General features: G+C 66.0%; 25 protein-coding genes. 9 read left to right on the forward strand and 16 right to left on the reverse strand.

The window, feature by feature from the left end:
- Positions 1 to 185: 185 nt before the first annotated feature.
- The 3 genes from D7316_RS12360 to D7316_RS12370 all read right to left on the reverse strand — a co-directional run bounded on the left by D7316_RS12360 (position 186) and on the right by D7316_RS12370 (position 2,759).
- Complete coding sequence (locus tag D7316_RS12360; RefSeq protein ID WP_124708510.1) at positions 186 to 1,166, reverse strand: NAD(P)/FAD-dependent oxidoreductase; 981 nt, start codon at positions 1,164 to 1,166, stop codon at positions 186 to 188.
- Between the two features lie 256 nt (positions 1,167 to 1,422).
- On the reverse strand, positions 1,423 to 2,289 hold the full coding sequence (locus tag D7316_RS12365; RefSeq protein ID WP_124708511.1) for an alpha/beta fold hydrolase: 867 nt from the start codon (positions 2,287 to 2,289) through the stop codon (positions 1,423 to 1,425).
- Positions 2,286 to 2,759, reverse strand: a complete 474-nt coding sequence (locus tag D7316_RS12370; RefSeq protein ID WP_197718228.1) for a cupin domain-containing protein — start codon at positions 2,757 to 2,759, stop codon at positions 2,286 to 2,288. The genes D7316_RS12365 and D7316_RS12370 overlap by 4 nt, the downstream gene beginning before the upstream one ends.
- Before the next feature lie 141 nt (positions 2,760 to 2,900).
- Here D7316_RS12370 and D7316_RS12375 point away from each other — a divergent pair, with 141 nt between their 5' ends.
- Positions 2,901 to 3,362 carry a cupin domain-containing protein gene (locus tag D7316_RS12375; protein WP_124708512.1) on the forward strand — a complete coding sequence of 154 codons (462 nt, stop codon included), beginning with the start codon at positions 2,901 to 2,903 and terminating at the stop codon, positions 3,360 to 3,362.
- 76 nt (positions 3,363 to 3,438) lie between these two features.
- On the opposite strand, the gene D7316_RS12380 is transcribed toward D7316_RS12375, so the two are convergent.
- Positions 3,439 to 4,227: an enoyl-CoA hydratase/isomerase family protein gene (locus D7316_RS12380; RefSeq protein ID WP_124708513.1), complete on the reverse strand. Its 789-nt coding sequence runs from the start codon at positions 4,225 to 4,227 to the stop codon at positions 3,439 to 3,441.
- Between the two features lie 129 nt (positions 4,228 to 4,356).
- Between D7316_RS12380 and D7316_RS12385 the strand changes: the two genes are divergently transcribed.
- The 4 genes from D7316_RS12385 to D7316_RS12400 are packed head-to-tail and all read left to right on the forward strand — an operon-like array spanning position 4,357 to position 8,041.
- A complete protein-coding gene (locus tag D7316_RS12385) occupies positions 4,357 to 5,412 on the forward strand; it encodes an acyl-CoA dehydrogenase family protein (RefSeq protein WP_124708514.1) in 1,056 nt (351 codons plus the stop codon).
- A complete protein-coding gene (locus D7316_RS12390; RefSeq protein WP_124708515.1) occupies positions 5,409 to 6,308 on the forward strand; it encodes an NAD(P)-dependent oxidoreductase in 900 nt (299 codons plus the stop codon). Before D7316_RS12385 ends, D7316_RS12390 begins: the two co-directional genes overlap by 4 nt.
- Positions 6,305 to 7,147: a sugar phosphate isomerase/epimerase family protein gene (locus tag D7316_RS12395; RefSeq protein ID WP_124708516.1), complete on the forward strand. Its 843-nt coding sequence runs from the start codon at positions 6,305 to 6,307 to the stop codon at positions 7,145 to 7,147. Before D7316_RS12390 ends, D7316_RS12395 begins: the two co-directional genes overlap by 4 nt.
- A 45-nt stretch (positions 7,148 to 7,192) precedes the next feature.
- Entirely contained in the window at positions 7,193 to 8,041 is an 849-nt protein-coding gene (locus D7316_RS12400; protein ID WP_124708517.1) for a sugar phosphate isomerase/epimerase family protein, read from the forward strand.
- Positions 8,042 to 8,115: 74 nt separating this feature from the next.
- Here the strand turns inward: D7316_RS12400 and D7316_RS12405 are convergent, their stop codons facing one another.
- The 8 genes from D7316_RS12405 to D7316_RS12440 all read right to left on the reverse strand — a co-directional run bounded on the left by D7316_RS12405 (position 8,116) and on the right by D7316_RS12440 (position 16,970).
- Positions 8,116 to 8,913 carry a crotonase/enoyl-CoA hydratase family protein gene (locus tag D7316_RS12405; RefSeq protein ID WP_124708518.1) on the reverse strand — a complete coding sequence of 266 codons (798 nt, stop codon included), beginning with the start codon at positions 8,911 to 8,913 and terminating at the stop codon, positions 8,116 to 8,118.
- Between the two features lie 43 nt (positions 8,914 to 8,956).
- Positions 8,957 to 10,114 carry a thiolase family protein gene (locus D7316_RS12410; RefSeq protein WP_197718355.1) on the reverse strand — a complete coding sequence of 386 codons (1,158 nt, stop codon included), beginning with the start codon at positions 10,112 to 10,114 and terminating at the stop codon, positions 8,957 to 8,959.
- 42 nt (positions 10,115 to 10,156) lie between these two features.
- On the reverse strand, positions 10,157 to 11,671 hold the full coding sequence (locus D7316_RS12415) for a class I adenylate-forming enzyme family protein (RefSeq protein WP_197718229.1): 1,515 nt from the start codon (positions 11,669 to 11,671) through the stop codon (positions 10,157 to 10,159).
- 129 nt (positions 11,672 to 11,800) lie between these two features.
- A complete protein-coding gene (locus tag D7316_RS12420; RefSeq protein WP_124708521.1) occupies positions 11,801 to 12,991 on the reverse strand; it encodes an acyl-CoA dehydrogenase family protein in 1,191 nt (396 codons plus the stop codon).
- A 1-nt stretch (position 12,992) separates the two neighbouring features.
- A complete protein-coding gene (locus D7316_RS12425; protein ID WP_232016886.1) occupies positions 12,993 to 13,775 on the reverse strand; it encodes an enoyl-CoA hydratase/isomerase family protein in 783 nt (260 codons plus the stop codon).
- A 64-nt stretch (positions 13,776 to 13,839) separates the two neighbouring features.
- Positions 13,840 to 15,120: an FAS1-like dehydratase domain-containing protein gene (locus D7316_RS12430; RefSeq protein ID WP_124708523.1), complete on the reverse strand. Its 1,281-nt coding sequence runs from the start codon at positions 15,118 to 15,120 to the stop codon at positions 13,840 to 13,842.
- Positions 15,121 to 15,217: 97 nt separating this feature from the next.
- Complete coding sequence (locus tag D7316_RS12435) at positions 15,218 to 16,720, reverse strand: class I adenylate-forming enzyme family protein (RefSeq protein ID WP_124708524.1); 1,503 nt, start codon at positions 16,718 to 16,720, stop codon at positions 15,218 to 15,220.
- 34 nt (positions 16,721 to 16,754) lie between these two features.
- On the reverse strand, positions 16,755 to 16,970 hold the full coding sequence (locus D7316_RS12440; RefSeq protein WP_232016887.1) for a hypothetical protein: 216 nt from the start codon (positions 16,968 to 16,970) through the stop codon (positions 16,755 to 16,757).
- A 237-nt stretch (positions 16,971 to 17,207) separates the two neighbouring features.
- Between D7316_RS12440 and D7316_RS12445 the strand changes: the two genes are divergently transcribed.
- Together D7316_RS12445 and D7316_RS12450 are read left to right on the forward strand one after the other, a co-directional pair.
- Positions 17,208 to 17,966, forward strand: a complete 759-nt coding sequence (locus tag D7316_RS12445) for an SDR family NAD(P)-dependent oxidoreductase (RefSeq protein WP_124708525.1) — start codon at positions 17,208 to 17,210, stop codon at positions 17,964 to 17,966.
- 2 nt (positions 17,967 to 17,968) lie between these two features.
- Positions 17,969 to 18,862, forward strand: a complete 894-nt coding sequence (locus tag D7316_RS12450) for an acyl-CoA thioesterase (protein ID WP_124708526.1) — start codon at positions 17,969 to 17,971, stop codon at positions 18,860 to 18,862.
- A 36-nt stretch (positions 18,863 to 18,898) separates the two neighbouring features.
- On the opposite strand, the gene D7316_RS12455 is transcribed toward D7316_RS12450, so the two are convergent.
- Genes D7316_RS12455 through D7316_RS12465 form a run of 3 tightly spaced genes read right to left on the reverse strand, consistent with a single transcriptional unit; the run spans position 18,899 to position 22,993 of the window.
- Positions 18,899 to 21,196, reverse strand: a complete 2,298-nt coding sequence (locus D7316_RS12455; protein WP_232016888.1) for an acyl-CoA dehydrogenase family protein — start codon at positions 21,194 to 21,196, stop codon at positions 18,899 to 18,901.
- An 18-nt stretch (positions 21,197 to 21,214) separates the two neighbouring features.
- Positions 21,215 to 21,997: an enoyl-CoA hydratase/isomerase family protein gene (locus tag D7316_RS12460; protein WP_124708527.1), complete on the reverse strand. Its 783-nt coding sequence runs from the start codon at positions 21,995 to 21,997 to the stop codon at positions 21,215 to 21,217.
- A gap of 6 nt (positions 21,998 to 22,003) precedes the next feature.
- The gene (locus tag D7316_RS12465; protein ID WP_124708528.1) at positions 22,004 to 22,993 is read right to left on the reverse strand and encodes an NAD(P)H-dependent flavin oxidoreductase; all 990 of its coding nucleotides are present in this window, start codon (positions 22,991 to 22,993) and stop codon (positions 22,004 to 22,006) included.
- A 192-nt stretch (positions 22,994 to 23,185) separates the two neighbouring features.
- On the opposite strand from D7316_RS12465, the gene D7316_RS12470 reads away from it, so the two are divergent.
- The gene (locus D7316_RS12470) at positions 23,186 to 23,986 is read left to right on the forward strand and encodes a FadR/GntR family transcriptional regulator (RefSeq protein ID WP_124708529.1); all 801 of its coding nucleotides are present in this window, start codon (positions 23,186 to 23,188) and stop codon (positions 23,984 to 23,986) included.
- 16 nt (positions 23,987 to 24,002) lie between these two features.
- Here the strand turns inward: D7316_RS12470 and D7316_RS12475 are convergent, their stop codons facing one another.
- The gene (locus tag D7316_RS12475) at positions 24,003 to 24,545 is read right to left on the reverse strand and encodes a hypothetical protein (RefSeq protein WP_124708530.1); all 543 of its coding nucleotides are present in this window, start codon (positions 24,543 to 24,545) and stop codon (positions 24,003 to 24,005) included.
- Positions 24,546 to 24,774: 229 nt separating this feature from the next.
- On the opposite strand from D7316_RS12475, the gene D7316_RS12480 reads away from it, so the two are divergent.
- Entirely contained in the window at positions 24,775 to 25,314 is a 540-nt protein-coding gene (locus tag D7316_RS12480; protein WP_197718230.1) for a VOC family protein, read from the forward strand.
- Positions 25,315 to 25,360 lie beyond the last annotated feature (46 nt).

The raw sequence follows: 25,360 nt of genomic DNA on the forward strand, positions 1-25,360 counted from the left end.
TATTTCTGGTGGGCGGCTGCGCCTTGTGCCTCGCCGTTGCCGACCAAGCGCCGGTGTGTGTTGTGTGATGGGGATGCGCACCTCGCGCGGCTGAGATCTACATCATAGCTGTCATAGTATACCTAGTCACCTACTTACTGCGATGATTCCCGGGAGTCGCCGGCACTATGCCCTGGCAGTCCCGCTCAGCCGTCGGTGGAGTGGCCGGGGAACAGCGTCAGCTCAGGGTCGAGGACGACGGCTGCGTTGTTGACCGCCGTCGCGACTTCGCCGAATCCGACCGACATCAGCCGCACCTTGCCGGTGTACGAGGTGATGTCGCCTGCCGCATACACCCGCGGAACGTTGGTCTGCATCCGGGTGTCCACGACGATCGTTCGGCGATCGAGTTCCATACCCCACTTGGTCAGTGGTCCGAGATTGCTGATGAATCCGAGTGCGGCGATCACCGAGTCGACCTCCAGAACCCGGTGATCGTCCTGACCGTCGACACGGACGTGTGCCTGGGAGATGGTGCCGTTTCCGTGCAGCGCAGCGACTTGCGCGTCGGTGATGATCTCCACGTCGCTCGTCTTCAGTTCCTGGACACTCGCCGCATGTGCACGGAAAGTGCTGCGCCGATGGACGACGGTGACCGATCGAGCGATCTTCCGCAACGCCAGAGCCCAGTCGACGGCGCTGTCACCGCCGCCGACGACCAGCACGTCTCGTCCGGTGTGCTCGTCGGGATTCGGCACGAAATAGCTCAGACCCCGGTCGAGGAACTCCTCGCCGGCCGGAAGTGTTCGCGGAGTGAATGTTCCGATGCCCGCGGTCACGATCACCGCGCCGGCGTCGACGATGGTGCCGTCCGACAGCGTGACAACCGGCCGACCTTCGGCGGAGTGCTCCATGGTCAGCGCTTCCCGTCCCAACAGATACGTCGGCTCGAAGGCATCGGCTTGGGTCTTGAGCGCCGCTACCACCTCACGGCCCCGTGCAGCGGGAACGCCGGCGATGTCGCGGATCTCCTTCTCCGGATACAGTGCGGCGATCTGACCGCCGCACTGCGGAAGCGAGTCGACGAGCACTGTGGACAGACCGCGGAAGCCCGCGGTGTACGCGCCGAACAGTCCTACGGGTCCTGCACCGACGATGAGAATGTCCGTGGTGACGGTATCGGCCATCAGCCGACCTCCAAGTCTGTAAAGGATTCGTGTGTCCACCGACGCATATGCGCCGGTGGACGCGTGACAAGTCGGCCCGGCGGCTCCGTCCGCTTCATTCCTGGCCCGGTGGAACCGAGCCTATTGCGCCTTGCCGACCGGCAGAAGCGTCGATTCCGCTCGGTGGAATCGGCCGTATCCGCAGGTGAGACAGACAGCGCGGGTGAGCACGCCCCGACCCTCCGGCCACGACGACCGGGCCGCGACCGACAGGGAACTAACCCCGGACATCGCGGAGAAGATACGGGATCACCGTCTTCTCGAACTCGTCCTTGCGCTCGATCATCGCCCAGTGCCCGCAGTTGTGGAACACGTGCAGTTCACAGTTCGGGATCAACCGCATGGGCATGAGCGAACTGTCCAGCGGCGTCACCCGGTCATCGCGTCCCCACGTGAGGAGAGTGGGTGCAGCGATCTTCGTCAGCGTCTCGATCTGATTGACCACCGCGGCGCCGTTGCGCACCCGCATGCCGGCGAGCGATCCGGCATTGAACAATCGCCGAACATCCGCCAGCGCTGCAGGATCCGAGGCGGTCTGCCACCGACTCTCCACGAACTCCCCGGTCAGGAGCGCCGGGTCGTAGACCATGGATTCCATCCATGCCATCAGGTTCTCGCGCGTCGGATCGTCGACGAATTGCACGAGGAGCTTGATGCCCTCGGGTGGCGACGCGCTGAAGACGGGAGTACCGATGCCGCCGATCGTGACCAGTCGCTTGACCCGGTCGGAATGGGTCGCGGCAAGACGCGATGCGACGTTGCCGCCCATCGAGTTTCCGACCACCGCAACCTCGCCGAGACCCATCCCGTCGAGGAAGTCCAGCACCGACGGCAGCGCGGTCAGCATCGGGTTCTCGTCGCACGAATAGCTCTTCCCGAACCCGGGGAAGTCCAGGATGAGGGTTCGGAAATGTTCGGCGAAGGCGGGGAGATTCCCCTGGTAATTGCTCCAGCCGCTGACGCCCGGCCCGGAGCCGTGCAGGAGCAGGAGAGGCGGACCGTCACCGGCCTCGTGATAGTGCAGGACGCCCTTGTCGGTATCGAGGGTGCGCCGCGTGGCGTCGTGGGTCAGCACCGCGCTCATCGCCGGACCGCCCAACCGAAGTCGTGCCAGTAGGTCTCCAACTCGGCCACCGGCCGCGGCCAGGTCTCGATATAGGTGACGCCCTCGTCACCGGCGGTCATCGTGTACGCGGTCCCGGCGCGGCTGACGAACACCTGCCCTGGACGCACCGTGACCGTCTCGGGCTCGTCGTTGTCGTAATGCTCGATGTGGTATTCGCCCTGGAGAACAAAGAGCATTTCGTCCACGTTGTGGTGATGGCGTGGAACAGTGAATCCCGGTGTCACGCGCAACGGATTGCGATTGAACCGACGCATTTCGATCGGCTTCGTGGTCACGAACATGTGATCCTCGAATGTCGCACGAAAATTGACGGGAGCGTCTTTGAGAAGTCCACCGTCATTCCAGAAGTAGCTGGGATTGTCCTGTTGATCCAATCCCATCTGAACCCAGTCCAGGCCGTCGGTGAGATTGCCGAATACCAGTGTCATCCCTGCACCGTAGGCCCCGTGACGACAGCGTGTCCCTCACTCATTCCGCACGATGGGACACGGTCAGCACGCGTGGTCCGGGGTTCCGGTGAACGGAATATTCCTGTGCGCGACAAGGCTTGCGGACGACATACTCGCCCGATGGCAACCGAATTGATCGAACTGCTGTCCACTGATGGTTGGCGAGACATGACCGTGGACCAGTCCTTCCCCGCGTACCTGTGGGCGGCGGGTGGGACCCTCCAGGACGCACCGGTCGACATGGAGAAGACGTTCGCCGGACAGATGTGGGTCGCGTCGAAGATCGACCCGGCATTCAATCTGAACGGCCTCCGGTGCGCGCCCGGGTTCGCGGTTCCGAGGCATCACCACAACGTCGACGAACTGATCATCGTGTTCGAAGGTGAGTTCCATGTCGCGTGGGGCGAGAACGGCGAGGAGGGCAGCCGAACCGTAGGCCCGGGTGAGTTCTGGATCAGCCGAGCCGGCACGCCGTACCTGATGACCGCGGGACCCGAAGGGGTCACCTACGTGGAAACCTGGCCGGAACCGATGTCGAAGCTCGAGACCTACTGGCACGACGCCGGGTGGGTTGCTCGCTGAGCGGTGTGCGATGACCGATACCGAGCGAGCCTCCGCGACCGTCGGCGCAGCGTCGCGGAGGTTCGCCTCACCGCCCTCAGCTCGAAGCGTTCGAGAGGTTTCCGCGGCCGAACACCGGCTGTCGCTTCTCCAAGAAGGCCGCCTTTGCCTCGGCCGCATCCGGACCGCCGATGTTGTTGACCTGAGCGCTGGACTCGGCGCGCAGCGCTTGCTCGAGGCTTCCTCCTTCGACAGATGCGTCCAGAAGCCGTTTCGTCAGCGAGAGGGCACGCGCGGGTCCCGCGGCCAATCGTGTGGCCATCGTCGCGACATTCTCGTCGATCTCCTCAGGAGCCACTACCTTGGTCACCAACCCGAGATCGGCGGCCTCCCGCGCCGAGTAGATGTCGCCGAAGAACGCGATCTCCTTCGCCTTCTGCAGACCTACCAACTTGGGCAGCAGCCAGGATCCGCCCGCGTCCAGCGACAATGCGCGACGCACGAAGATCTCCGAGAACCGTGCTCGATCGGTCGCCACCACGAGGTCACAGCCCAGGGCCAGGTTCCACCCCGCTCCCACCGCGACGCCGTCGACCTTGGCGATGGTCGGGATCGTCAAGGCGTGCAACGCGCGTGCCGCTTCACTGACATCGGCCATGAACGCGAGTTTGTCGTCGCCCTTCATACCGGCGAGATCAGACCCCGAGCAGAAGTCCCCGCCGTCGCCGGTGAGCACCATGACCCGGTCGGTACCCGCCCGCTCGATCGCGAGAAAGGTATCCGCCAATTCGTGCCACATCGGCACGTCGATGGCATTCTTCTTCTCCGGGCGCGACATGACCACCGTCACGACACCATCGTTTCGCTCGACTCGCAGCGAGTCCATCGGCGTTGTTCCCCAATCATTTCGAAGCTCACGATGAGCGGCACCTTCACGACCGCGCCGCGGACACCTAGACCGCAAGATAGTTGACGTGGTTAACTACGTCAATCGTTTCGATCCGCAAGGAGTGTCATGGATTTCGCCCTGAGCGAGGAGCAGACAGCTCTCGCCGACGCCGAACAAGGCTGGTTGGTCAAGAACGATCCACTGCTCTATCGCCGCCCGACGATCGATGACGGCCAGGCACGGATCTCACCGAAGGCGCTCGCTCACGTCGCCGAATCCGGACTCCTCGGTCTGCTGACCGCCGAGATGGGAGGCTGTCACGTCGACCTGCTCGTGCTCTGCGAGGAGCACGGGCGCGCGGGCAGCGCGGTACCGGTCGCCGAACTCGCCACCACCTGCGAGATCCTCGAACGCATTGACCACCACGAACTCTCCGAGGCCGCTTCTGGTGAGACGCTGACCCTACCGGTGCTCGATTCGCTCACCTCCCCGTCGCTGTCCGCGCAGATCGACGGGACCCGGCTCCGGCTGCGCGGGACGACTGCGCCCGCCACCGGATTACCGGATGCAGCTCAACTCCTCGTGGTGGCGACAACCCAGGACGACGTGGACGTCGCCGTTGTGGTCCCGGTCGAATCCACCTCGATTCGAGCTCTCGACACGCTCGACCTGACCAGGGCATGGTCGGTCGTCGACATCGACCTGGACCTCGACGCGACGGCCTGGTCACCCGCGCCGGCCGGGACCGTGGCGCGCCTGCGTGATCAACTCGCCACCTACCGTGCCGTCGATGCGCTGGGAGCAGCCGCACGGCTCCTCGACCAGACCGTCGACTACGCCGGTCAGCGAACGCAATTCGATCGCGTGATCGGGAGTTTCCAAGCGATCAAACATCATTGCGCCGACATGGCGCTCGCGGTCGAGGCGTCGCGCGCCGCCCTGTGGGCTGCCGCAGTGTCTCTCGACGGCTCTGACACGCAGGCACGCACCCGTGCCGTCGCCGCAGGCGCGGCCTTCGCCGGAGAAGCCACCCGGACGATCGCCCAAACCGCGCTTCAGGTCCACGGCGGGATCGGCTTCACCTGGGAACACGATGTCCATCTGTTCCTCCGCCGGATCAAGGTGGACGAACTCCTCGACGGGTCCGTCAGCCACCACCGCCGCCGTTTGGTCTCCGCATGAGGATCGGGTTCATCGGCGCAGGCAGAATGGGCGCACCCACTGTCGAACGGTTGATCGCGGCGGGCCATGGGGTCACGGTTCTCACTCGGCGCCCGGAAGCCTTGGCTGCCGCGCAGTCCAAGGGGTGGGTCACCGCCGACACGATCGGCGAGACCGTTCAGGATGCCGACGTCGTCATCAGCATGGTGCTGAACGACGAGCAGGTTCAGGATGCGATGCTCGGCGCCGACGGTGCGCTCGCCGCAATGAAGACCGGAGCGGCACTCGTCGCGCACACCACCTGCGACCCCGACACTGTTGTTCTGCTGGCCGACTCCGGTGCGGCGCGCGGGGTGCATGTCGTGGACGCCGCGGTCTCCGGTGGCCCCCGGGATATCGAAGAGGGGCAACTCACTCTCTGGGTCGGTGGCGACGCCGCTGTACTCGATACCGTGCGGCCGGCATTGGCGGCCTACGCGTCGCCGGTGCTCCACGTCGGGTCGGTGGGTGACGGCCAACGGGTCAAGCTGGTCAACAATGCACTCTTCGTGGCACAGGTCGGTCTGGCCGTCGACGCGGTTCGACTCGCCGATGCCGTCGGTATCAGCGAGTCCGACATCCTGTCGGCCGTCCAGCACGGCAGCGGGGACAGCCGCGCCCTCAACAGCGTCGCCTGGATCGGCGTGGAGCACATCGGTAGCCGACTGGCCGAGCTGATGAGCAAAGACGTCGCGGTGGTCCGTCAGATCGCCGAGCGCTCCGGCACAGATCTCGGCCTCCTCGGAGAGGTGCTCTCCTCAGATCTTGTCGAGGATCAGATCCTCTGTGCCGGTGGCATTCCCGACCGAGCACTTGCCGGCTCCAGCGCACGGACACCGGATTCGATGAAACGACCAGCCGCAACGGAGAGACGATGAGCGAACTCGGGATCGAATACCAGACCGTGCTGGGCCTGCCGCCCGTGGAATTCGTCCACCTCGCCGCCGACCTCGACTGCCACCACATCTCCATGAAGGTCACCGGCGGCGGCATCTACCACCACCCCGCCTTCTCCATGCTCGACGACACCGCCCTGCGGCAACAGTTCATTGCGGCGCTGCGAGACCGGGATGTCACGATCTCCCTGGGCGAGGGTTTCGTCGTCCGCCCCGCATACGAATTGCGTGACGAAGCAGCGGCACTCGACGTCATGGCGGAGTTGGGTGTGACCCGCGTGAACACCGTGACGATGGATCCGGATCTGCCACGCAGTTTTGATCAGTTCGCCATCTTTACCGAGATGGCGTCCGACCGCGGGATGACCACGACGATGGAGTTCGCGAAGTCATTGACCGTGACGGACCTGCCAACCGCTTTGCAGGCCGTCGCTCATGTCGGTCGCCCGGATTTCGCATTGCTCGTCGACACCATGCACGCTGCGCGCTCCGGCAACGGTCCCGATGATCTGTTGATGCTCGAACCCGAGTGGGTCGGGTACATCCAACTCAGCGACGACACACTTGCACAACGCAATCCGGTCTATCGGGACGACTCGAGCGACCGCCGGGTTCCCGGCGCGGGCGAAATGCCCCTGGTGGAGATGATCGCTGCGCTGCCCCCGGTCCCGGTCATCGGCGTCGAGGCACCGATGCGCTCGCTGCTCGCAGCGGATACGCCGGTGTCCGAGTGTGCCCGCCAAGCGGTCGCCGGCGCGCGGGAGGTCTTACAGGCCGCCGACGAACTCCGGGAGACCCGCGCACGCGGTTGCCACCGCTGACCATCGAACGCAGGCGAACAACACCACCAGTTCAGGAGGCCGGACATGAACAACGAAGCGCCAGTGACCCGTACCGCGGTGGACCGGCCGCATCCGCGCGTATCGGTGAGCGGACTGTGCTTCCCGACGGCGACCGCAATCGAGTCGATCGAGGCGGTCGCCCGGCTGGGTGCATCGACCACATCCCTCACGTCCGGGAAGATCCTCGACAGCGGTGCGGGCCTGGTGGCCGAGGCCGGCCGTCGACACGGTGTCCGTATCGGCACCACCACGGCCCTACTGCGATTCGACCTCACGCCGGGCGCCGACATCGACGATCAACTCGCCCGCGCACGCACCGACATCGACCAGGCCGTGACCGTCGGCGCAAGCACGGTGTACACCCTGACCGGACGACGCGTGTTGCCCGACTGGGATGCGAACGTCTCCGCATATGCCGACGCGGCCGTCGGCGTGATCGACTACGCCACCAGCAAGGGCATCCGGGTTGCCGTCGAGCCCACGAACTGGCTCTACGCCGACCTCAATTTCGTCCACAGCTTCCACGACGCGCTTCTGCTGGGCGCCCGGACCGGAATCGGGGTGTGTCTGGACCTCTTCCACGTCTGGACCGAGGCCGAGCTGCTCGAGGACATCCGCAAGAACATCGAACACATCTCGCATGTCCAAATCAGCGACATGACGCCGGGCATTCGCGCCCTGCCGTGCCGAGATGTCCCGGGTGGCGGCGATATTCCACTTCGGCACATCGTGGCCGAGATCCTCGACGCCGGATACGAGGGCGTCTTCGATCTGGAACTCAGCGGTCCGAACATCGACGTTGCCGGACATACCGAGGCGGCGACGACCGCTGTCGCCTGGCTCAGCGAGGTTCTGTCCGAACTCGGTGCCTGACCGAAATGATGCGGTCCGGGTAGCGGGATGAAACACCGCGACCCGGACCGAGATCGTCAGCCTGAGCGTCCGGCTCAGCGCGCCTGCCAGACCGGCTGACGCTTCTCCGCGAACGCGCGCGGCCCCTCCTTGGCGTCTTCGCTCGTTGCCAGCAGGTCCCATTCCGCCCGGGACAGATCCCACCGATCGGCCTCGGCGACATGCACGCCGTCCACCACGCCATAGGCGACACGCTTGCTCGCCTGTACCGACAGCGGCGCATTGACCGCCACCCGCGCAGCGAGGTCGATCGCGGCTTCGAGGACCTTGCCTTCCGGGACAACCTGGTTGATCAGACCGACATCGAGTGCCCGAGCCGCGGAGATGGGGTCGCCGGTGAAGATCATTTCCATCGCGAGACGCTGTGGCATCTGAGCCGGGAGGCGGAACACACCACCCGCCCCTGCGATCAGTCCTCGTTTGACCTCGGGCAGGCCGAACGTGGCATTCTCCGCCGCAACGATCAGATCGGCAGCCATCGCGAGCTCGGTGCCGCCGCCGAGTGCAGTACCGTTCACTGCGGCAATCGTGGGCTTGTCGGTGTACTTGTTCACGAAGCCGGCGAAACCCCAGTCCTTGTGCTCCGGAGCGTAAACCGATTCGCCGCGCGAGATCGCCTTGAGATCCGCCCCGGCGCAGAACGACTTGTCGCCGGCGCCGGTCAGGACGATCGCCCGCACTTCCGGGTCGGCGGCGGCCTCGTCGAGTGCTCCGCCGATGCCCGCACTCACCGCCGAGTTCACCGCGTTGCGCGCGGCCGGACGATTGATCGTGATCAGCATGATGTTGCCCGTGCGCTCGACGAGCACTGCCGATTCGTTCGTTGTCGTCATCGTTTGTCCCACTTCCTCTTCGATTCGCACGTCATCGGATCGATCAGCCGGCATCGACGAGTTCGAGAATGGTCGCGTTGGCCTGTCCGCCGCCCTCGCACATCGTCTGCAGTCCGTAGCGCAGGCCGTTGGCACGCATGTGATGGATCATGTCGGTGAGGATTCGCCCACCGGACCCGCCGAGCGGATGCCCCAGCGCGATCGCACCGCCGTTGGGGTTGACCTTTGCCGGGTCGGCACCGATGTCCTTGAGCCACGCGAGGGGGACGCTGGCGAACGCCTCGTTCACCTCGAACACACCGATGTCCTCGAGAGACAGGCCCGACTTGTCGAGCACCTTCTTGGTGGCCGGGATCGGCGCGGTCAGCATCGTGACCGGATCATCGCCCACCACCGTGAGCGAGTGGATCCTGGCAATGGGACGCACGCCGTGTCGGGCGGCGGCCTGTTCGCTCATGATGAGCAGTGCGGACGCACCGTCGGAGATCTGGGAGGCGTTGCCCGCGTGAATGACACCGTCCTCCTTGAACACGGTCTTGAGCTTCGCGAGCGACTCCTGCGAGCTGCCCCGACGGATACCCTCGTCGCGGGTGATCACCTCACCGTCCGGTGTCTTGACCGGAACGATCTGCAGGTCGAAGAACCCGGCGTCCTGTGCGGCGGCCGCACGCTCGTGTGACTGCACCGCAAAGGCGTCCAGTTCTGAGCGGGAGAGCCCCCAGCGCTCGGCGATCATCTCCGCGCCGATGCCCTGATTGGGCTTGACCCCGTCGTAACGCTCCATGTAGGCCGGGCTGTACGGCGAGCCGGGGAACGTGGCGCCCGACCCCATCGGCACCCGCGACATGGACTCCACGCCTCCCGCGATGACGACGTCGTAGTGTCCGGCCTCCACGCTGGCGACGGCGAAGTTCAGGGCCTGTTGCGACGACCCGCACTGGCGGTCCACGGTGACACCGGGAACCGTCTCGGGCCATCCGGCCGCGATCACGGCGTTGCGTGCGATGTCGTTGGCCTGATCGCCGACCTGCTGAACACATCCCCAGATCACGTCCTCCACAACCGACGGGTCGATCCCGGCGCGCTCGACGACGGCGTTGAGGACGACAGCGGACAGGTCGGCGGGGTGAACCGTCGACAGGCCGCCGTTACGCTTGCCGACGGGTGTGCGGACTGCTTCCACGATGACCGCGGTCATGATGTGCTCCTTGATGTTTCGGGGTGAATGTGCGCGCGGATCGGCTCAGACCCGCGCGGCGTCGAGATCTGCGACGACCTCGAGCAGTCGACGCCTGTCGACCTTGAGTGACACGCCGCGCGGAAGTTGATCGACAGTGTGGACGACAACCGGGACCTCGTAGGCGGTCAGTTGGCCACGCACGAATGTCTTGAGGTCGTCCTCGGTGGGCGGCGCAGCCCCGTCGACGAGTTCGACGACAGCCACCGGCACCTGACCGAGCCGCTCGTCGGCCCGACCGAACACGCAGGCGTCGAGCACGGCGGGGTGCGCGCGCAGCGCGTCGGACACGATCTCCGGGTGGACCTTGAATCCACCACGCACGATCGCGTCGTCGGCGCGGCCGTCGATATAGAGAAAGCCGTCGGCGTCGAGATGCGCGAGGTCACTGGTGCGCAACCAGCCATCGGCACCCGAGCCGGTCTGGCCGGCGCGCACCTCGAGGCGACCCGTTTCACCCGTCGCGAGCACCGTGCCGTCGTCGCCGACGGTGCGCAGGTCGACGCCGGGAAAGGGGCGGCCCACGCTGCGGCGCTTGGTCGACCACCACTGCGCGTGCAGCGGTTTGGTCCATCCGGCGACCGCACCGGAGAACTCGGTGGCTCCGTAGACGATCAACACGGGGATCTGATACTTGCCGATGAACTCGTCGGCGAGATCCGGGCTGACGAACGCGGTACCCGCGGTGACGGCCCGCAGGCTCGCCAGTTTCTCGGCCGGCACGTCGGCACTGAGCACCGAACGCATCGCTGCGGGCGGCAGGCTCGCGATGCGCGGCTTGTGCTCGGACACCGCCCCCACCCAACCGTCCACGGTGAATCGCGGCAGCAGGACGAAGGGGCGCGCCTCGGTGAGTGCCTGCAGGACGGCCCACATGCCGCCGATGTGCACCAGCGCCAGAACAACCAGTGATACACGGCCGGTGAGAGGTTCACGCTCGCGACCTGCCGCGCCGGTGTGGCTGTGGACCGCGGACATCGCCGCGTCGAGTTGGCGCCAGGTGAGCGGAACGCGCTTGGGCGGACCGGTGGTACCCGAGGTGAACATCTCGACCGCGACCGGATCCCGTTGGTCGACGACGTCGACGAAGCTGACACGCGGGCCGCCGCACCGCTGTTCGACGCGGTCACCGTCCACGGCGAAGCCGAGAACTCCGGACTCATACGCAGCATCCGCGAATTCGTCCTCCTCCCAGAGTGACGACGGGGCGAGGACGACCTGCGGGTCGGAGTTGCGCAGGTCGCTCGCGATCCGGGCGGCGGGCTGCATCGGGTTGAGGGTGACGATCGTGCGCCCCTTGCCCAGGATCGCCACCAGCGCCGCGATCGACTCGACCCGATTCGCGAGCACCACGCCGATCCGGGAACCCTCTCTGCAGCCGACCCGGACGAGGGCCTCGTCGATGCGTTCGACGAGGTCGCGGACATCCCCCCACGTGGACCACTGTCCCTCGTGCTGAACCATGTCCGCACTGTCGGGGGCCGACCACAGCGCGCCGATCCCGTCTCTGATTCCGGCCACTGACCGCCTCCGGTTCCGCCTAGGGCGAGAGTCTGATCGCGTCGTTTGACGCATTGGAATGAACGTAGATCACATAGTTAACTATGTCCACTCCTCGTTCCGCAGAATGAGAAGTCGTCGCCACGCAGGTCAGCGCGGCAGACCGAGTCCCCGTTCCGCGATGATGTTGCGCATGATCTCCGAGCTTCCGCCGGCGATCGTGTACGCGCGGGCATACAGGAACTCGTCCTGCCACCTGCCGTGGTCGACCGCCTGCGGATCACCCTCGACGAGAATCCCGGCCTCTCCGCACAGTTCCACACCCAGCCGGGCGATCTCGACCCCGAGCTCACTGAACATGAGCTTGGCCATCGGGCCGTCCGACACCCGTTCGGCCTTCCCGGACCAGCGACTGATGTTGGCGTACACCAGCGCCGAGAGCGCTTCGACCGATGCGGACAGTCCGCCGAGACGTTCCAGCACGGCCCCGTCCTCGATCGCGGGTCTGCCGTCGATCGTGACCCGCCCGGCGAGTTCGACGAGGGCGGCGACGTTGCGCCGCAGGCGAACCGCGTTGGCTCCGACGCCACTGCGCTCGTGTCCGAGACTGGAGTTCGCGATGACCCAGCCGTGATTCTCCTCGCCGATGAGGGCATCGGGGGCGAGCTCGACGTCGTCGAGGAACACTTCGTTGAAGTCCGACGTCCCGGTCATCTCGCGCAGCGGTCGCACATCAACGCCCGGCAGCCGCATGTCCACGATGAACGCGCTGATCCCCCGATGCTTCGGTGCTTCGGGATCCGTTCGCGCCAGCAGGTAGCCGTAGTCGGCCCAGTGGCCGTTGGTGGTCCAGACTTTCTGGCCTGACACGCGATAACCGGCGGCGTCGGTCCGGGTCGCCTTGGTGCGCAACGAGGCCAGGTCACTGCCCGAGTTCGGCTCACTGAACAACTGGCAGAAGATCAGTTCACCGGATCGGATGCCGGGCAGATACTTCTCGCGCTGCTGTTCGGTCCCGAAGTCGATCAGGGCGTTCGAGACGAGGTTGGCCGCGCCCTGGACCGCCGCCGGTGTGCGTGCCCGCGCGAGTTCCTCGCCGATCACCACGTCGCGCTCGGACTCGTGCGCCGGACCGCGCCCGCCGAACCGCTCCGGCCACGCCCCTCCCACATACCCGGCCGCGAAGAGCTTGCGTGTCCAGTCTTTCAACACGGCGAGTTCGTGGGGGTTCTCGGCACTGCGTACGCCCGCTTTGGGGGCGATGTCGGGTGCGTTCTCGGCGACGAACGCCCGCACCTGTAGACGGAACTCTTCGAGGTCCGGGGTCATCCCGTAATCCATGTCAGCGGACCTCGTACGCACGCGTCGGGACTTCCGAACGCACGACCTGTGCTTTACCGATCGGATTGCCCAACGACGTGTACGACATACCCGTGGCGAGGGCCTGCGATCGCGTCGCATCCTTCGACTCCCAGATCGCCCGCACACTGCCCTGAATCGCGGCCGGCGGCTTGGCCGCGATGCGAGCGGCGAGATCGGAGGCACGAGCCCATAGCGTGTCGCGCGACACGATCTCGGTGACCAGCCCGATCTGATGCGCGCGCTCGGCGGACATCCGCTCGTCCAGCCCCAGGAGAACCATGCGCAGCACCTCCCCGATCGGGATGCGGTGCGCGAGACCGATCGGCTCGAGCGCCGCCACCAGGCCGTAGGAAACATGCGGGTCGAAGAACTGGGCGTCGTCGCTCGCGATGATGATGTCGGCTTCGTTGATCCAATACAGCGCGCCGCCGGCCACCAGGCCGTGGACAGCGCAGATCAGCGGTTTCCAGCAACCGTTCTGCTTTGGCGACAGATCGGCCCCCGGGTCACGCCGGCTGAACACGTTGTCGGACACATAGGTGCCCTCCTTGACGTCCATGCCGGTGCTGAAGGCCCGGTCACCCGCGGCGCGCAGGACGATCACGTGGACGTCGTCGGTCTCGGCCGCGAAGGCCCACAGCGAGCGGAACTCGGCGCGCATCTCGTTGGTGAACGAGTTCATCCGGTCCGGGCGGTTCAGTGTGATCGTCAGGACGTGCTCATCGAGCTCGGCGATGACCGTGGTCAGTGTCTCCAGATCCACAGTTCCTCCTGCAGGCGTTCGAGTGCTCGGCACCCGCTCATTGATGAATGTGGCGACCATTGCGTCAGGCCTGACCGGAACGACGCTTCTGGGCGCGCAGTTCGCCGTGCCGCTTGAGCATCTGGGCGGCGATCAACTCCCAGTCGGCGGGCGGTGTCGGCAGCACCGCGAGCCCGGACTCGCGGCTCGGCAGCGAAATGGTCGCCGTCGCAGGACACGTCACCTCGCCACGCTGACTCGTGCCCCGGAACTCCACGTCCACCAGGTGACGGCCGCCGTCGACACGCTTGCCGGTGACCTCACCGGTGAAGTAGTGCGTGTCACCGAGGTAGTTGAACTTGCGCATCTGGCTCGACATCGACTCGATCCAGCCCTCGTCGCCCATCCAGTCGGTGAGGTAATGCGTCAGCCAGCAGTCACGCATCATGCCGTAGTCGTAGGCGGCCGGCAGACCGATCGACCGGGCGTACTCACTGTCCCAGTGGATGCGCTGCGCGACGTCGGGCACACCTTGCTCGTTCGGGATGTAGAAGGCCGCGATGCGCTGCCGGTTCTTGTATCCCAGGCGTCCCGCGGACGGTGTGTAGGGCGCGAAACCGTAACCGCCGGAGTGGAACACCATCATGTCGGTGGCCGTCAACGGCCCCTTGACCAGGTCGCCGAGCGAGTCGCCGACCTGCACATCGTCCCAGTACCTCGTCTGCGACCCGCGCGGAGCCTCCGCGGCATAGAGTTCGTCGATCGCGGCTATCTCGTCGGGCGTGTAGGTGGCCGCCTCGATGGCGTCGTACTTCTTGCGCTTCTTCGACTCGTGCCGCTCGGTGTGGATCGTCAGGACGCGCTGCGCCTGCACCACCTCGGCGCGCTGATTGAACTGCACGTGGATGCGCGTGACGAACAGCGAACGACCCGCGAACTCCGACTCCTTGAGCTCCACCTTCTCGAACCCGTGGAAGGCGTAAACCGTGTCACCGTCGTAAACCGGCCGGTACCAGTCGGTCTGACTGCCCGACACGAACACGTGGATGCCCCGGAACGCCGGCCGACGGTGCTCGCGCGGCATCTTGTCGGCGAGCAGGTCTTTGCGCAGCGCGATGTTGATCATCGGTGGCGCGATCTGCGCTCCCCACCGGGTGTCCGGCCCGTAATCTTCGTCGACGAACAGCGGGTTGTCGTCGCCGTAGGACCGCGCGAAGTTGCGGATGACGTCGGGGGTGGCGCGGCTGAACTGTTCGCGCTGGGTGACGGCGTGATAGATGCCGCAGATGTCCTTGGCCCGCTGGATGTCCGAGTCGAGGAACGTGTAGATCTCAGTGTCTTCCTGCGACTTCTCCGCAGTGGTCATGGATGCCTCCGTAGTCGGTGGGCGCGGAACAAGTCGACGCCGGTGACGCGCCCGCGTGCGGGCCGTCGGTTGTGGGTGGGGGAAACGCGGATCGTGGTCACACCGGAGAGGTCTTCGCGCCGAGCCGGTCGACGACATGCCGACGCACGAGCTTGCCGGTCTCAGTCCGGGGCAGATCGTCCCAGTACACGATGTTGTCGGGAGTTTTGCTGCTGCGCAACGAACTTCGAACGAACGATCGAAGCTCGTCGGCCTCGACGGTCACGCCTGGACGAAGCACCACGACCGCCTCGATCCGCTGTCCCCATTCCTCGTCAGGCAGGCCGACCACTGCGACGTCGGACACCGCGGGATGTCGGAGGATGACGTCCTCGATCTCGGCAGGCGCGATGTTCTCCGCGCCGCGGATGATGGTGTCGTCGACGCGACCGCCGACGAAGAGGTACCCGTCGGCGTCCAGATAGCCCTCGTCGCGAGTGTCGAAGTAGCCACGATCGTCGACCATCCGGCCCACGCCGGCATACTCGGCGGAGACCTGATCACCCGCCACGCAGATCCGGCCGACCTGGCCCGGGCCGAGAACGTCGTCGTCGCCACGGATCTCGATCTCGACGCCCGGCACCGGAATCCCGACGGATGCGAGACGAGCCCGAACCGCCGGGTCCGACGATTCGACCGCGGCGCGATGCTCGTCGGGGCCGAGAACGGCGATGGTGGAACTGGTCTCGGTGAGGCCGTAGGCGTTGACGAAGTCGACCTCCGGCCACATCTGCAGCGCACGCTCGATGACCCGCGTGGGCATGGGCGCGCCGCCGTAGGCGAGTCCGCGCAGCGTCGGGATCAAAGGATCGACGCCGGAATCGACAATGCGCGCGAGCATGGTGGGCACCACGAGAGCGTTCGTGATGCACTCGGTGCGAACAGTGTCGAGCCACTGCTGCGGCGTGAACTGTTCGAGGACCATCGTCCGGCGCCCGGCGTAGAGATTCGTGATCACGTTCGCCACCGCGGCGATGTGATACGGAGGCACGCTGACCAGTGCGGCATCGGTCTCGTCGGCGTTCGCGAACTCGACAGAGCCGAATACGTACGACGTGAGGTTCTCGTGGCGCAGCAGGACACCCTTGGGCGCCGACGTGGTGCCCGAGGTGTAGATGATCACGGCCGCGGCGTCCGAGTCGGATTCGAGGTCCGCCGCGTCATCGCCGGCCGACGCCGCGGAGAGTTCGTCCAGCCACTCGGTCGGCGTGCGGACGTCGAGCCCGGCACGCTCGAGCACCGCGACCTGCTCCGGATCGGCGATGCCCATCGCCTGCGGGTGGTTGGCCAGCAGAGCGTCGAGCTGTTCACCGCCCAATCGGTAGTTCACCGGGACGAGCGGAACGCCTGCACGCGCCGCGGCGAACATCGCAACCGGGAACGCCGGACCGTTGACCGCCAGATACACGATCGAATCAGCGCCAGACCGACGCACCGCCTGGGCACCGATCCTCGCGAGTTCGTCGAGACGAGAAGCGGTCAGCCCAGCAGCCCTGCGGCCGATGACAACCCGGTCTCCGAAACCGTCCACCGCCATGTCCAGCAGCATGGAAATATTCACGCGTCACTCCGCTCGTCGTTCGGTGTCGAAGCACTCAGTCCGAGGACGGGAGCGGCTTGGCGGCCTTGATCTCCAACACCGCACCGTCGAGCGCGAGGCGCCCCTGACCGGCCTTGGTACACAACACCTCCAGCCCGGACGCCTCGTCGACGTAGCGCTTACCGAGAAGCGCTCCGCCGATATGCTCGGCGTCTATCCCCGATCCGTCCCGGTGGGACTCTTGCCATCGGACATCGCGACGCCTCCGCACGTCAACGTCACATTCCCCTCTGTGGAACGGACTACGACGACGGTCGTGGTATCGACTGCACTGGCCAGGGACTGACCGACCTTGAGAATCACAATTCCTCCATCTCACGAGCGAATTCCAGAGAGTGGCGCCCGCGGTCGCGCCGACTTCCGGCGACCCGCATCGACCACATAGTTTAGATAGTACTATAAGTGAACTAGGAGCTACTCCGATCTTCCAGACATTAAGGACAGCAACATGAACATCAGAGGCAAGAAGGCCGTCGTCGTCGGTGGGGCGTCGGGTATGGGCCGGGCGACCGCAGATGCCCTCGCCGCGGCCGGGGCAGATGTAGCGATTCTCGATCGTGAGAGCAGTTCGGGCAAGGAGGTCGCGGGCGCACTCGGCGGCATCTTCCATCCCATCGACATCACCGACTTCGACGGGGCAGAGCAGTCGCTGCAGAACGCCGTGAACGAACTCGGCGCCCTGCACGTGGCGGTCAACACCGCCGGAGGCGGAACAGTGAAGCGGACCCTCGGCCGCAGCGGTCCGCACGATCTCGAGAGCTTCCAGAACGTGATCAATCTGAATCTCGTCTCGACCTTCAACCTCAACCGGCTCCAGGCGTTTCACATGTCGCACAACGAGCCGGAGGACGAGGAGCGCGGCGTCATCATCAACACGTCGTCGATCGCCGCCTACGAAGGCCAGATCGGGCAGGTCGCCTACAGTGCCGCCAAGGCCGGCATCGCGGCCATGTCGCTGGTCATGGCACGCGACCTCGGTCCACAGGGCATCCGGGCGATGGCCATCGCACCGAGCCTGTTCGCCACCGGCGCGACCGCCAAGTTCACCGACGAGCAGGTGGCTCCGCTCGTGGCCGACGCCGCGTTCCCCAAGCGCATGGGTCGCCCCGAGGAATACGCGAAGCTCGCGCTGGCGATCGTCGACAATCCCATGCTGAACGGCCAGGCGCTGCGCCTCGACGCCGGACAGCGATTCGCGCCTCGCTGACCGTGCCGCTGAGCCCCGGGACCGGTGCCTCGTCCTCGATCGATCGCCCGTCCGTCGGCGGCATCCTCGACGTCTGTGCGTGCGGCCCGGACTCCTTTCGCGGCGACTCGTACACCCGAGCCCGCCGTGTGTATGGCGGCCAGACTCTCGGGCAGGCGATGACCGCGGCCGGGCGCACCGTCCACAACGACCACCGTCCGCACTCGTTGCACGGCCACTTCATCCACCCGGGGCGTTCCGACGTGCCGGTCGACTACACCGTCGAACGGATCCGGGACGGCGAAACGTTCTCCACGCGTCAGGTCCGGGGCAGCCAGGGTGATCGGATCGTCTTGATCGCCACGGTGTCGTTCCAGCAGGCCGAGCACGGACTCGCGCACCAGGACACCACCGCGACCCCGGCGCCGACACCGGAGGCACTCCCCCGATTCGAAGACAGTGTGAGCGCGTCCGATCTCGGCGATGCCCGCTGGCTGCGCCGTCTGCTTTCCACCGTCGGCGTGGAATTCCGCTTCCCCGAAGAGTATCCGCGCCTGGCGAACAGGCGCGGCGAACCGCGCCCGCCGGTGCAACGCGCGTGGATCAGGACATGTGAATCGCTCGACGACAACCCGCTGACCCACGCCGCCGGGTTCGCGTATTGCTCGGATCTGTTCCTGCTCTCGGCAGCATTACCGCCACACGCCCGACACATCGACACTCCGGGCATGCAACTGGCGAGCCTCGACCACGCGGTTTGGCTGCACGCCCCCTTCCGCGCCGACGAATGGCACCTCTACGAGCAACACGGCTACTGGATGGGCAACGGTCGCGGCATCAGCAGCGGTCGACTCTTCGATCGCGACGGCATTCTGCTCGCCAGCACCATGCAGGAGGGGCTGCTTCGCTTCAGGTAGGTAGGTCCAGTCCCCACCCAGGCAGGCGGGTGCCGGTCATCGGAGTCGGCGCACGAGTTCCTCGACGGCCCGGTCGCGCATCACCTCGGGCCGCACCAGCCACGCCTCGTTCGCCGTCGCTCTGCGCAACAACAGGTGGGCGGGATGCTCCCAGGTGAAGCCGATGCCGCCGTGGATCTGGATGCATTCCTCGCCCGATCGCACGGCCACACTCAACGCCTCCGCACACGCGAGGTCTGCTGCGACAGCCGCATCGGACTCCGACGCCGCCAGGTCCGCTGCGGCCAACACCTGACCGCGTGCACCCTCCGCACCCACCAGTAGATCCGCGCACTTGTGCGAGATCGCCTGAAACGAGCCGATCGCCTGACCGAACTGCTGTCGTTGACCCGCCCACTCGACGGCGAGCGACAACGCCCGGTTCGCGACACCCACGGAATCCGCCGCGATCAACAGCTGGGCATGTCGACGGGCGAAGACGAGCGCGTCCACCGCGGCCGTTCCCGATGCGACCACAGTGGCCGGCACGTCGACAAACGATACGGCGCCGACAGTGGCGGTGAGATCGATCGACTGCTGCACCGTGACCGACGCGACGGACGGATCCACCGTGACGAGTCGGAGCTCACCGGTGTCGGCGTCGCGCGCCGCGACCACCAACACCTCGGCCGCGGGTGCACCCGCCACCCGGTCGACGGCGCCGTCGAGTCGACCGCCCCTCAGCGTGGGCAACCAGGCGTCGAATGACCAGCCCCGGTCGTCGATCGGCACCACGAAGGCGGCAGGTACACCGGCGATCACGGCTTCGACGGTCTCACCCGGGTCGCACGACAGCAGGAGCTGTAGCGCGATCGCGGTCGGCACCAGGGGGACCGGCGCGAGGTGGTAGGCCACCTCCTCGACGGCCGCACACAGCAGCCGGTCGGGCGCTCCACCTCCGCCGAGTCCCTCCGGAGCGGACAGGCCGGGCAGCCCGAACGCCACCAGGTCACGCCACAAGGCGACGTCGTATCCGCCGGGATCACCTTCCCGCCCAAGGACTTCGCTCGTGTCGACACGCGCTGCGATCGCCCCGCGCAGCGCCTCCCGGATCGCGGACTCGTCGTCGCCGGGCGTCGTGAGCGGGCGACCAGGCACCACGGTGCGCGGACGCGTTCCCTCGCCGCGATGCGACGGCAGCCCCAGGACACTCTCCGCGATGGTGTTCCGTTGGATCTCCGAGGTCCCCGCGCCGATCGTCGCAGCACGCGACATCAGGTAACCGTAGGTCCACCGGCCGTTCTCCACGACCCCGGCCGAGCGCGCACCCAGCACCGCGCCGTTGCCGGTCAGCCGCAGCGCAAGTCGATGCAGGTGTTGCTCGAACTCGGATTTCACCAGCCTGTTCACCGATGCGACACCGCCCGGATCGCCACCGCGCAGGACCGCATCGAGCGCCCGTGCACTGTTGGCGGTGATGCTTCGGACCGATGTCTCGACCCGCGCCAGCTCCTGCCGCACCAGCGGGTCGTCGGCGTAACCGCGATCGACGGCGAGGCGCAGCACCTTGTCCACGGTCGAGCGGTAGCGGAACTCGTCGGCCAGGAACGCGGTCGCCCGCTCATGGCCCAGGGACGTCCGCATGATGGACCATCCCTCACCCTCCTCGCCGAGTCGGTTGACCACCGGAACCACGACGTCATCGAAGAAGATCTCCGCGAAGTGGTGTCCGCCCGCTGCGTCGCGGAGTGGGCGGACCTCGATGCCGGGAGCATCCATCGGTATCAACAGGTACGTGATCCCCGAGGTACTCCGACCGGCCGGCCCGGTCCGGACGAGAGCGAACATCCAGTCGGCCCGGTCCGCCTTTGTCGTCCAGACCTTTTGACCGGTCACCCGATACGAGTCGCCGTCACGGACCGCCCGGGTCGACAACGAGGCGAGATCACTGCCCGCGCCGGGCTCGGAGAAGCCCTGGCACCAGAATTCGTCAGCACGCAGCAAGGGTTCCAGGAATCGATCTCGCTGCTCCTGCGTGCCGTGCACGATGATCGTGGGCGCGACGATGAACGACATCGCGCAGGGATGCTTGGGCGCGCCCGCGCCCGAGGTCATCCGGTAGTAGTCGAGCTGATCCTCCAGGGAGAGCTCCATGCCTCCGACCGCCGCCGGCCAGCCCGGCGCGGCGAGCCCGGCATCCACCAGCTCGGACTGCCAGGCGATCGATCGTTCCAACCTGTCGCGCGACGTGGTGGGTCGCGGTCGCCCACGGTAGTCGTCGAGCAGAGCGGTCAGCCGAACCCGCCAGTCGCCGATTCCGTCGTCCACCGCAACCGCGGTTTCCTGCCGCTTCACGTCGCCACCTCTCCTCGGTCAGTTCTTCTGCGTACTTCGGCTGCTGAACCGCGCGCCGACGTCCCGACTGTCGCTGCGGAACGTGACCGCCGCCTCGGCTTCGAGGTTCAACGCATGCGACAACGACGCTCCAGCACCCTCTTTGAGCAGTCGCAGCATTCGCTGGACGGCTCCCGGGTGTCCCTGTGCGATCTTGTGAGCGATCTCGAGCGTTCGACCCATCAGGGCGTCGTGGTCGACGACCTCGTTCGCGAGACCGATCGCAGCGGCGGTGGTGCCGTCGATCGGCTCTCCGCTCAGCACGAACTGAATCGCGGCAGGCAGTCCCACCATGCGTGGCAGCATCGCGCTTCCGCCCCACCCGTTGAGCAATCCGATCTGAGCGTGCGTGTCCGCGAACTCGGCGTGGTCCGAGGCGATGATGAACGAGCAGTTCACCGCGAGTTCGTAACCCCCGGTGTAACAGGGGCCGTTCACCGCCGCGATCACCGGCTTGGAGATCGCGCGCAGCACCTGCGCCGGCGTCGGCCCCTCCGTCCGCGGCGACGGCCCGGAGAGCGCCTCGGGGAGATCGACGCCCGAGCTGAAACTGGTCCCCGCACCGGTGATCACGACCGCTCGGACATCGTCGTCGCCGTCAGCCCGCCACAGTTCCTTCTTCAGCGCCTTGCGCATTGCGCGGTTGATGGCGTTTCGCCGATCAGGCCGGTTGAGCGTGAGGACGGTGACGAAGCCGTCTCTCTCGACGAGCAAGGGTGGCGCTTCGGTCGACGGATCATTCTGCACTGCAACATCACTCATCGAAAGTCAGACCGCCTCGGCCCGGTCGACGAAGGTCTCGCGAGTCAGCCCGAGTAGTCGGGTCTCCGCCTCGTGCACAGTCCGGCGAACCACCTCGCCGGCCGGCGGAATGTCGTTGATCAGGCCTTGGACCATGCCGACCGTCCACGTACCGAGTTCCGCATCGCCATCTTCGTAGACCTTGCGTCCACGCGTTCCCGCGACGAGTTCCTTGACATCCTTGAACCGTCCGCCCTTGTTCAGGATCTCGACCACTTCTTCACTGACCGTGTTGCGCGACACCCGCATCGTGTTGCGCAGTTGACGGAAGATCAGCTGGGTGTCGAGTTCGGAGGCCGCCACGATCCGTTCCTTGATGTTCTGGTGGATCGGGCTCTCCTGCGTGCACATGAACCTGGTTCCCATGTTGATGCCGTCCGCCCCCAGCGCGAGCGCAGCGGCAAGCCCTCGGCCGTCCGCGAAACCGCCGGAGGCGATGAACGGAATCGACAACGCGTCGGCCGCGGCAGGTATGAGAACGAGTCCCGGAATGTCATCCTCCCCGGGGTGTCCGGCACACTCGAATCCATCGATGCTCACCGCATCCGCTCCGAGCGCCTGGGCTTTCAGCGCGTGGCGCACACTGGTGCACTTGTGAATCACCTTGATACCGTTGGCCTTGAGGTGCTCAACGTGAACCGTCGGATCGGATCCCGCAGTCTCGACGATCGGCACTCCCGAGTCGATGATCACCTGCCGCAACTCTTCGTACGGCGGCGGGTTGATCGACAGCGTCAGCGTCAGATTGACGCCGAAGGGCTTGTCCGTCATCGTCCGACATCTGGCGATCTCGCGCCCCAGCGCTTCGGGGGACGGCTGCGTCAACGCGGTGATGATGCCGAGGCCGCCGGCGTCGGAGACCGCTGCGGCGAGTTCGGCGCGGCCCACATGCATCATGCCGCCCTGCACGATCGGATGGTCCACACCGAATTCCTCGGTGAACCGGGTTTTCAACATTGCTGCTCCTGGGGACAGGCCGACACGCGGGACAGGCGGCGATGAACAGTCGCTACGCCGCAGTTGCACTACGCTAACATAGTTATCTATGTTAGCCAAAGATTCGCGCTAGCATGTCGAGACGCGATAGCAGGTACTCTGGGCTTGTTTACCGGGTACTCATAGTCATCCTTGAAAGCGGTGGTGAAACGCATGGCCGAACAATCCACAGTCGCCCCGGTCTTCGATCAGCGGCCGCTGTCGGGACGCGCGATCCGCACACCGAAGACCGCCGAGCTGGTCGCGGGCAAGCTCCGCCGCATGATCGTCGACGGCGAATTGAAGGATGGAGATCACCTCCCCCACGAAGCAGAGCTGATGGAGCACTTCTCGGTGAGCCGTCCCACGCTGCGCGAGGCGGTTCGAGTGCTCGAGGCGGAGCGGCTGGTGGAGGTCCGTCGAGGGTCCCGCTCGGGCGCGCGTGTATGCGTCCCGGGACCGGAGGTGGTGGCCCGTCCGGCGTCGCTTCTCCTGGAACTCTCCGGAGCCACGATCGAGGATGTCTTCGTCGCACGTGAGGCGATCGAACCCGCTGCTGCACGCATCTTGGCCGAGTCCGGCTCCGAGGAAGCCTTCGCCGAACTCGAGACGATGATCGACGAGGAGATCCCGGTGGCATTCGCCGCAGGAGATTTCGGAGCCGCGGCCGCCCGTTTCCACCTCCGGATGGTGCAGCTGTCCGGCAACGCGGCACTCGCGTTGATCGCGGGTATGTTGCACGAGATCTTCGAGCGACACACGACCAACGTCTCGCGTGACCGGTCGTTCGCCAACGCCGACGCCGGTCAGGAGCGCTACCGGTTGTTCGTCCGGTCGCTGCGGCGGTTGATCAAGCTGATTCGGGAGCGCGACGGCGATGCCGCGTTCGCCCACTGGAACAAGCACATGACGACGGCCCGTGAGATGTCACTCGCCGGCCACGAGTCCATCGAGGTCCGCGACATCCTCGACTGAGTCCACGTCATCGGGGTCACTCCCGGCCGAGCTGCCCATGCCATGCGATCGCCCGCCGCTCGAAGTCCTGAAAGGCGCTCACCGCCCGCACGACGACCGCCTCCGCCTGCCCGGGGTCGGAGTCCAGGCACAGCTGCAGTACCACGTGGTGCGGGCCCTCGACGGGCCGAAGTTCTTCGGCGAGAACATGATCGATCAGACCCACCGCGATCGCCGCCTCGCACGACTCGGTGAAACCAGCCGACGGCCGGGCGCCGAACCCTTGACCCACAGCAGTGTTCACATCGACGATGAGGTCGAGCAGGTTCGCGAGAATACGCTCGATCACCAGCCCTGCGGTCGGATTGACCTCCAGCAGTTCCTCATCGACCGGGCCGAGCTTCTCCAGCTGCGCAAGCGTACGTCGAATCGAGATCAGGACATGCTCGATGCGTTCGGCGTCTGTTCGGGAAAACGCCGACACCGATGCCCGCGCGGCGATCTCCGTCAACTCGATCCCCGCAGGAAAGCCGCTGATGCGGCGCTGCGCGGCGGGCGGAAAATCGTCGGTGCCAGTCATCATTCGGCCATCGTCGGGTGATGGTGCGACAACGTCAAGACAATCATCCCGGTGGACGGATCGGGGTCGGTACATCGGGCCGCACCATGGCCATTCCACCAGACGGTACGCACGGTGGACGCCAACCACCCGGCGAGACGACAGTGAATCCTGGTGTGGAATCGGCGTGTGCCTCGCTGTCGCCGAGAAAGCATCACCGTCGACGACAGTCTTGGAACGAGGATGCCCGATGAAATCACTGAGCGATCTACTCCGAAACACCTTGCAGCTGGGCTACGTCGCAGACGACCTCGATGCCGCCGCGGAGTTTCTCGAATCGAAGCTCGGGACAGTGCAATGCGTCAAGAGCTATCGGTCGTCACTTGGGCGCCCGCTCGGCGACGCCACGGATGGTCCCCACATCGTCGTCGACGGCACACTCGCCGACGAATGGGTCATCGACGTCGCGCTGGTCAACGCGGGACCCACCAATCTCGAGATCATCCGTCCGGTGAGCGGGCGAGTGGACTTGTATCGCAACGGCATTCGTCTCGGAGCACCTGCCACCTTCCACCACGCGGGTTTCCGGGTGGACGACTTCGACGAGGCGTCGGCGATCGTGGAGAAGAGCGGTCGGTCCTGGGCCCAGTACGGCGTCACCGGCGGCGTTCGTTTCGGATATCTCGACCTCACTGCCGAACTCGGCCATTTTGTCGAAGTCATGGAGCTCGACGAGAACGGCGCGTCGGTCTTCACCAAGCTGGAGCAGGCGTCGAACGCAGTCGCCTGACGTAACGATCAGTCCGGAGTTTTCGCTTCACCAGAAGGGTAGATAC

It is taken from the genome of Gordonia insulae (genome assembly GCF_003855095.1).
GTDB lineage: Bacteria > Actinomycetota > Actinomycetes > Mycobacteriales > Mycobacteriaceae > Gordonia > Gordonia insulae.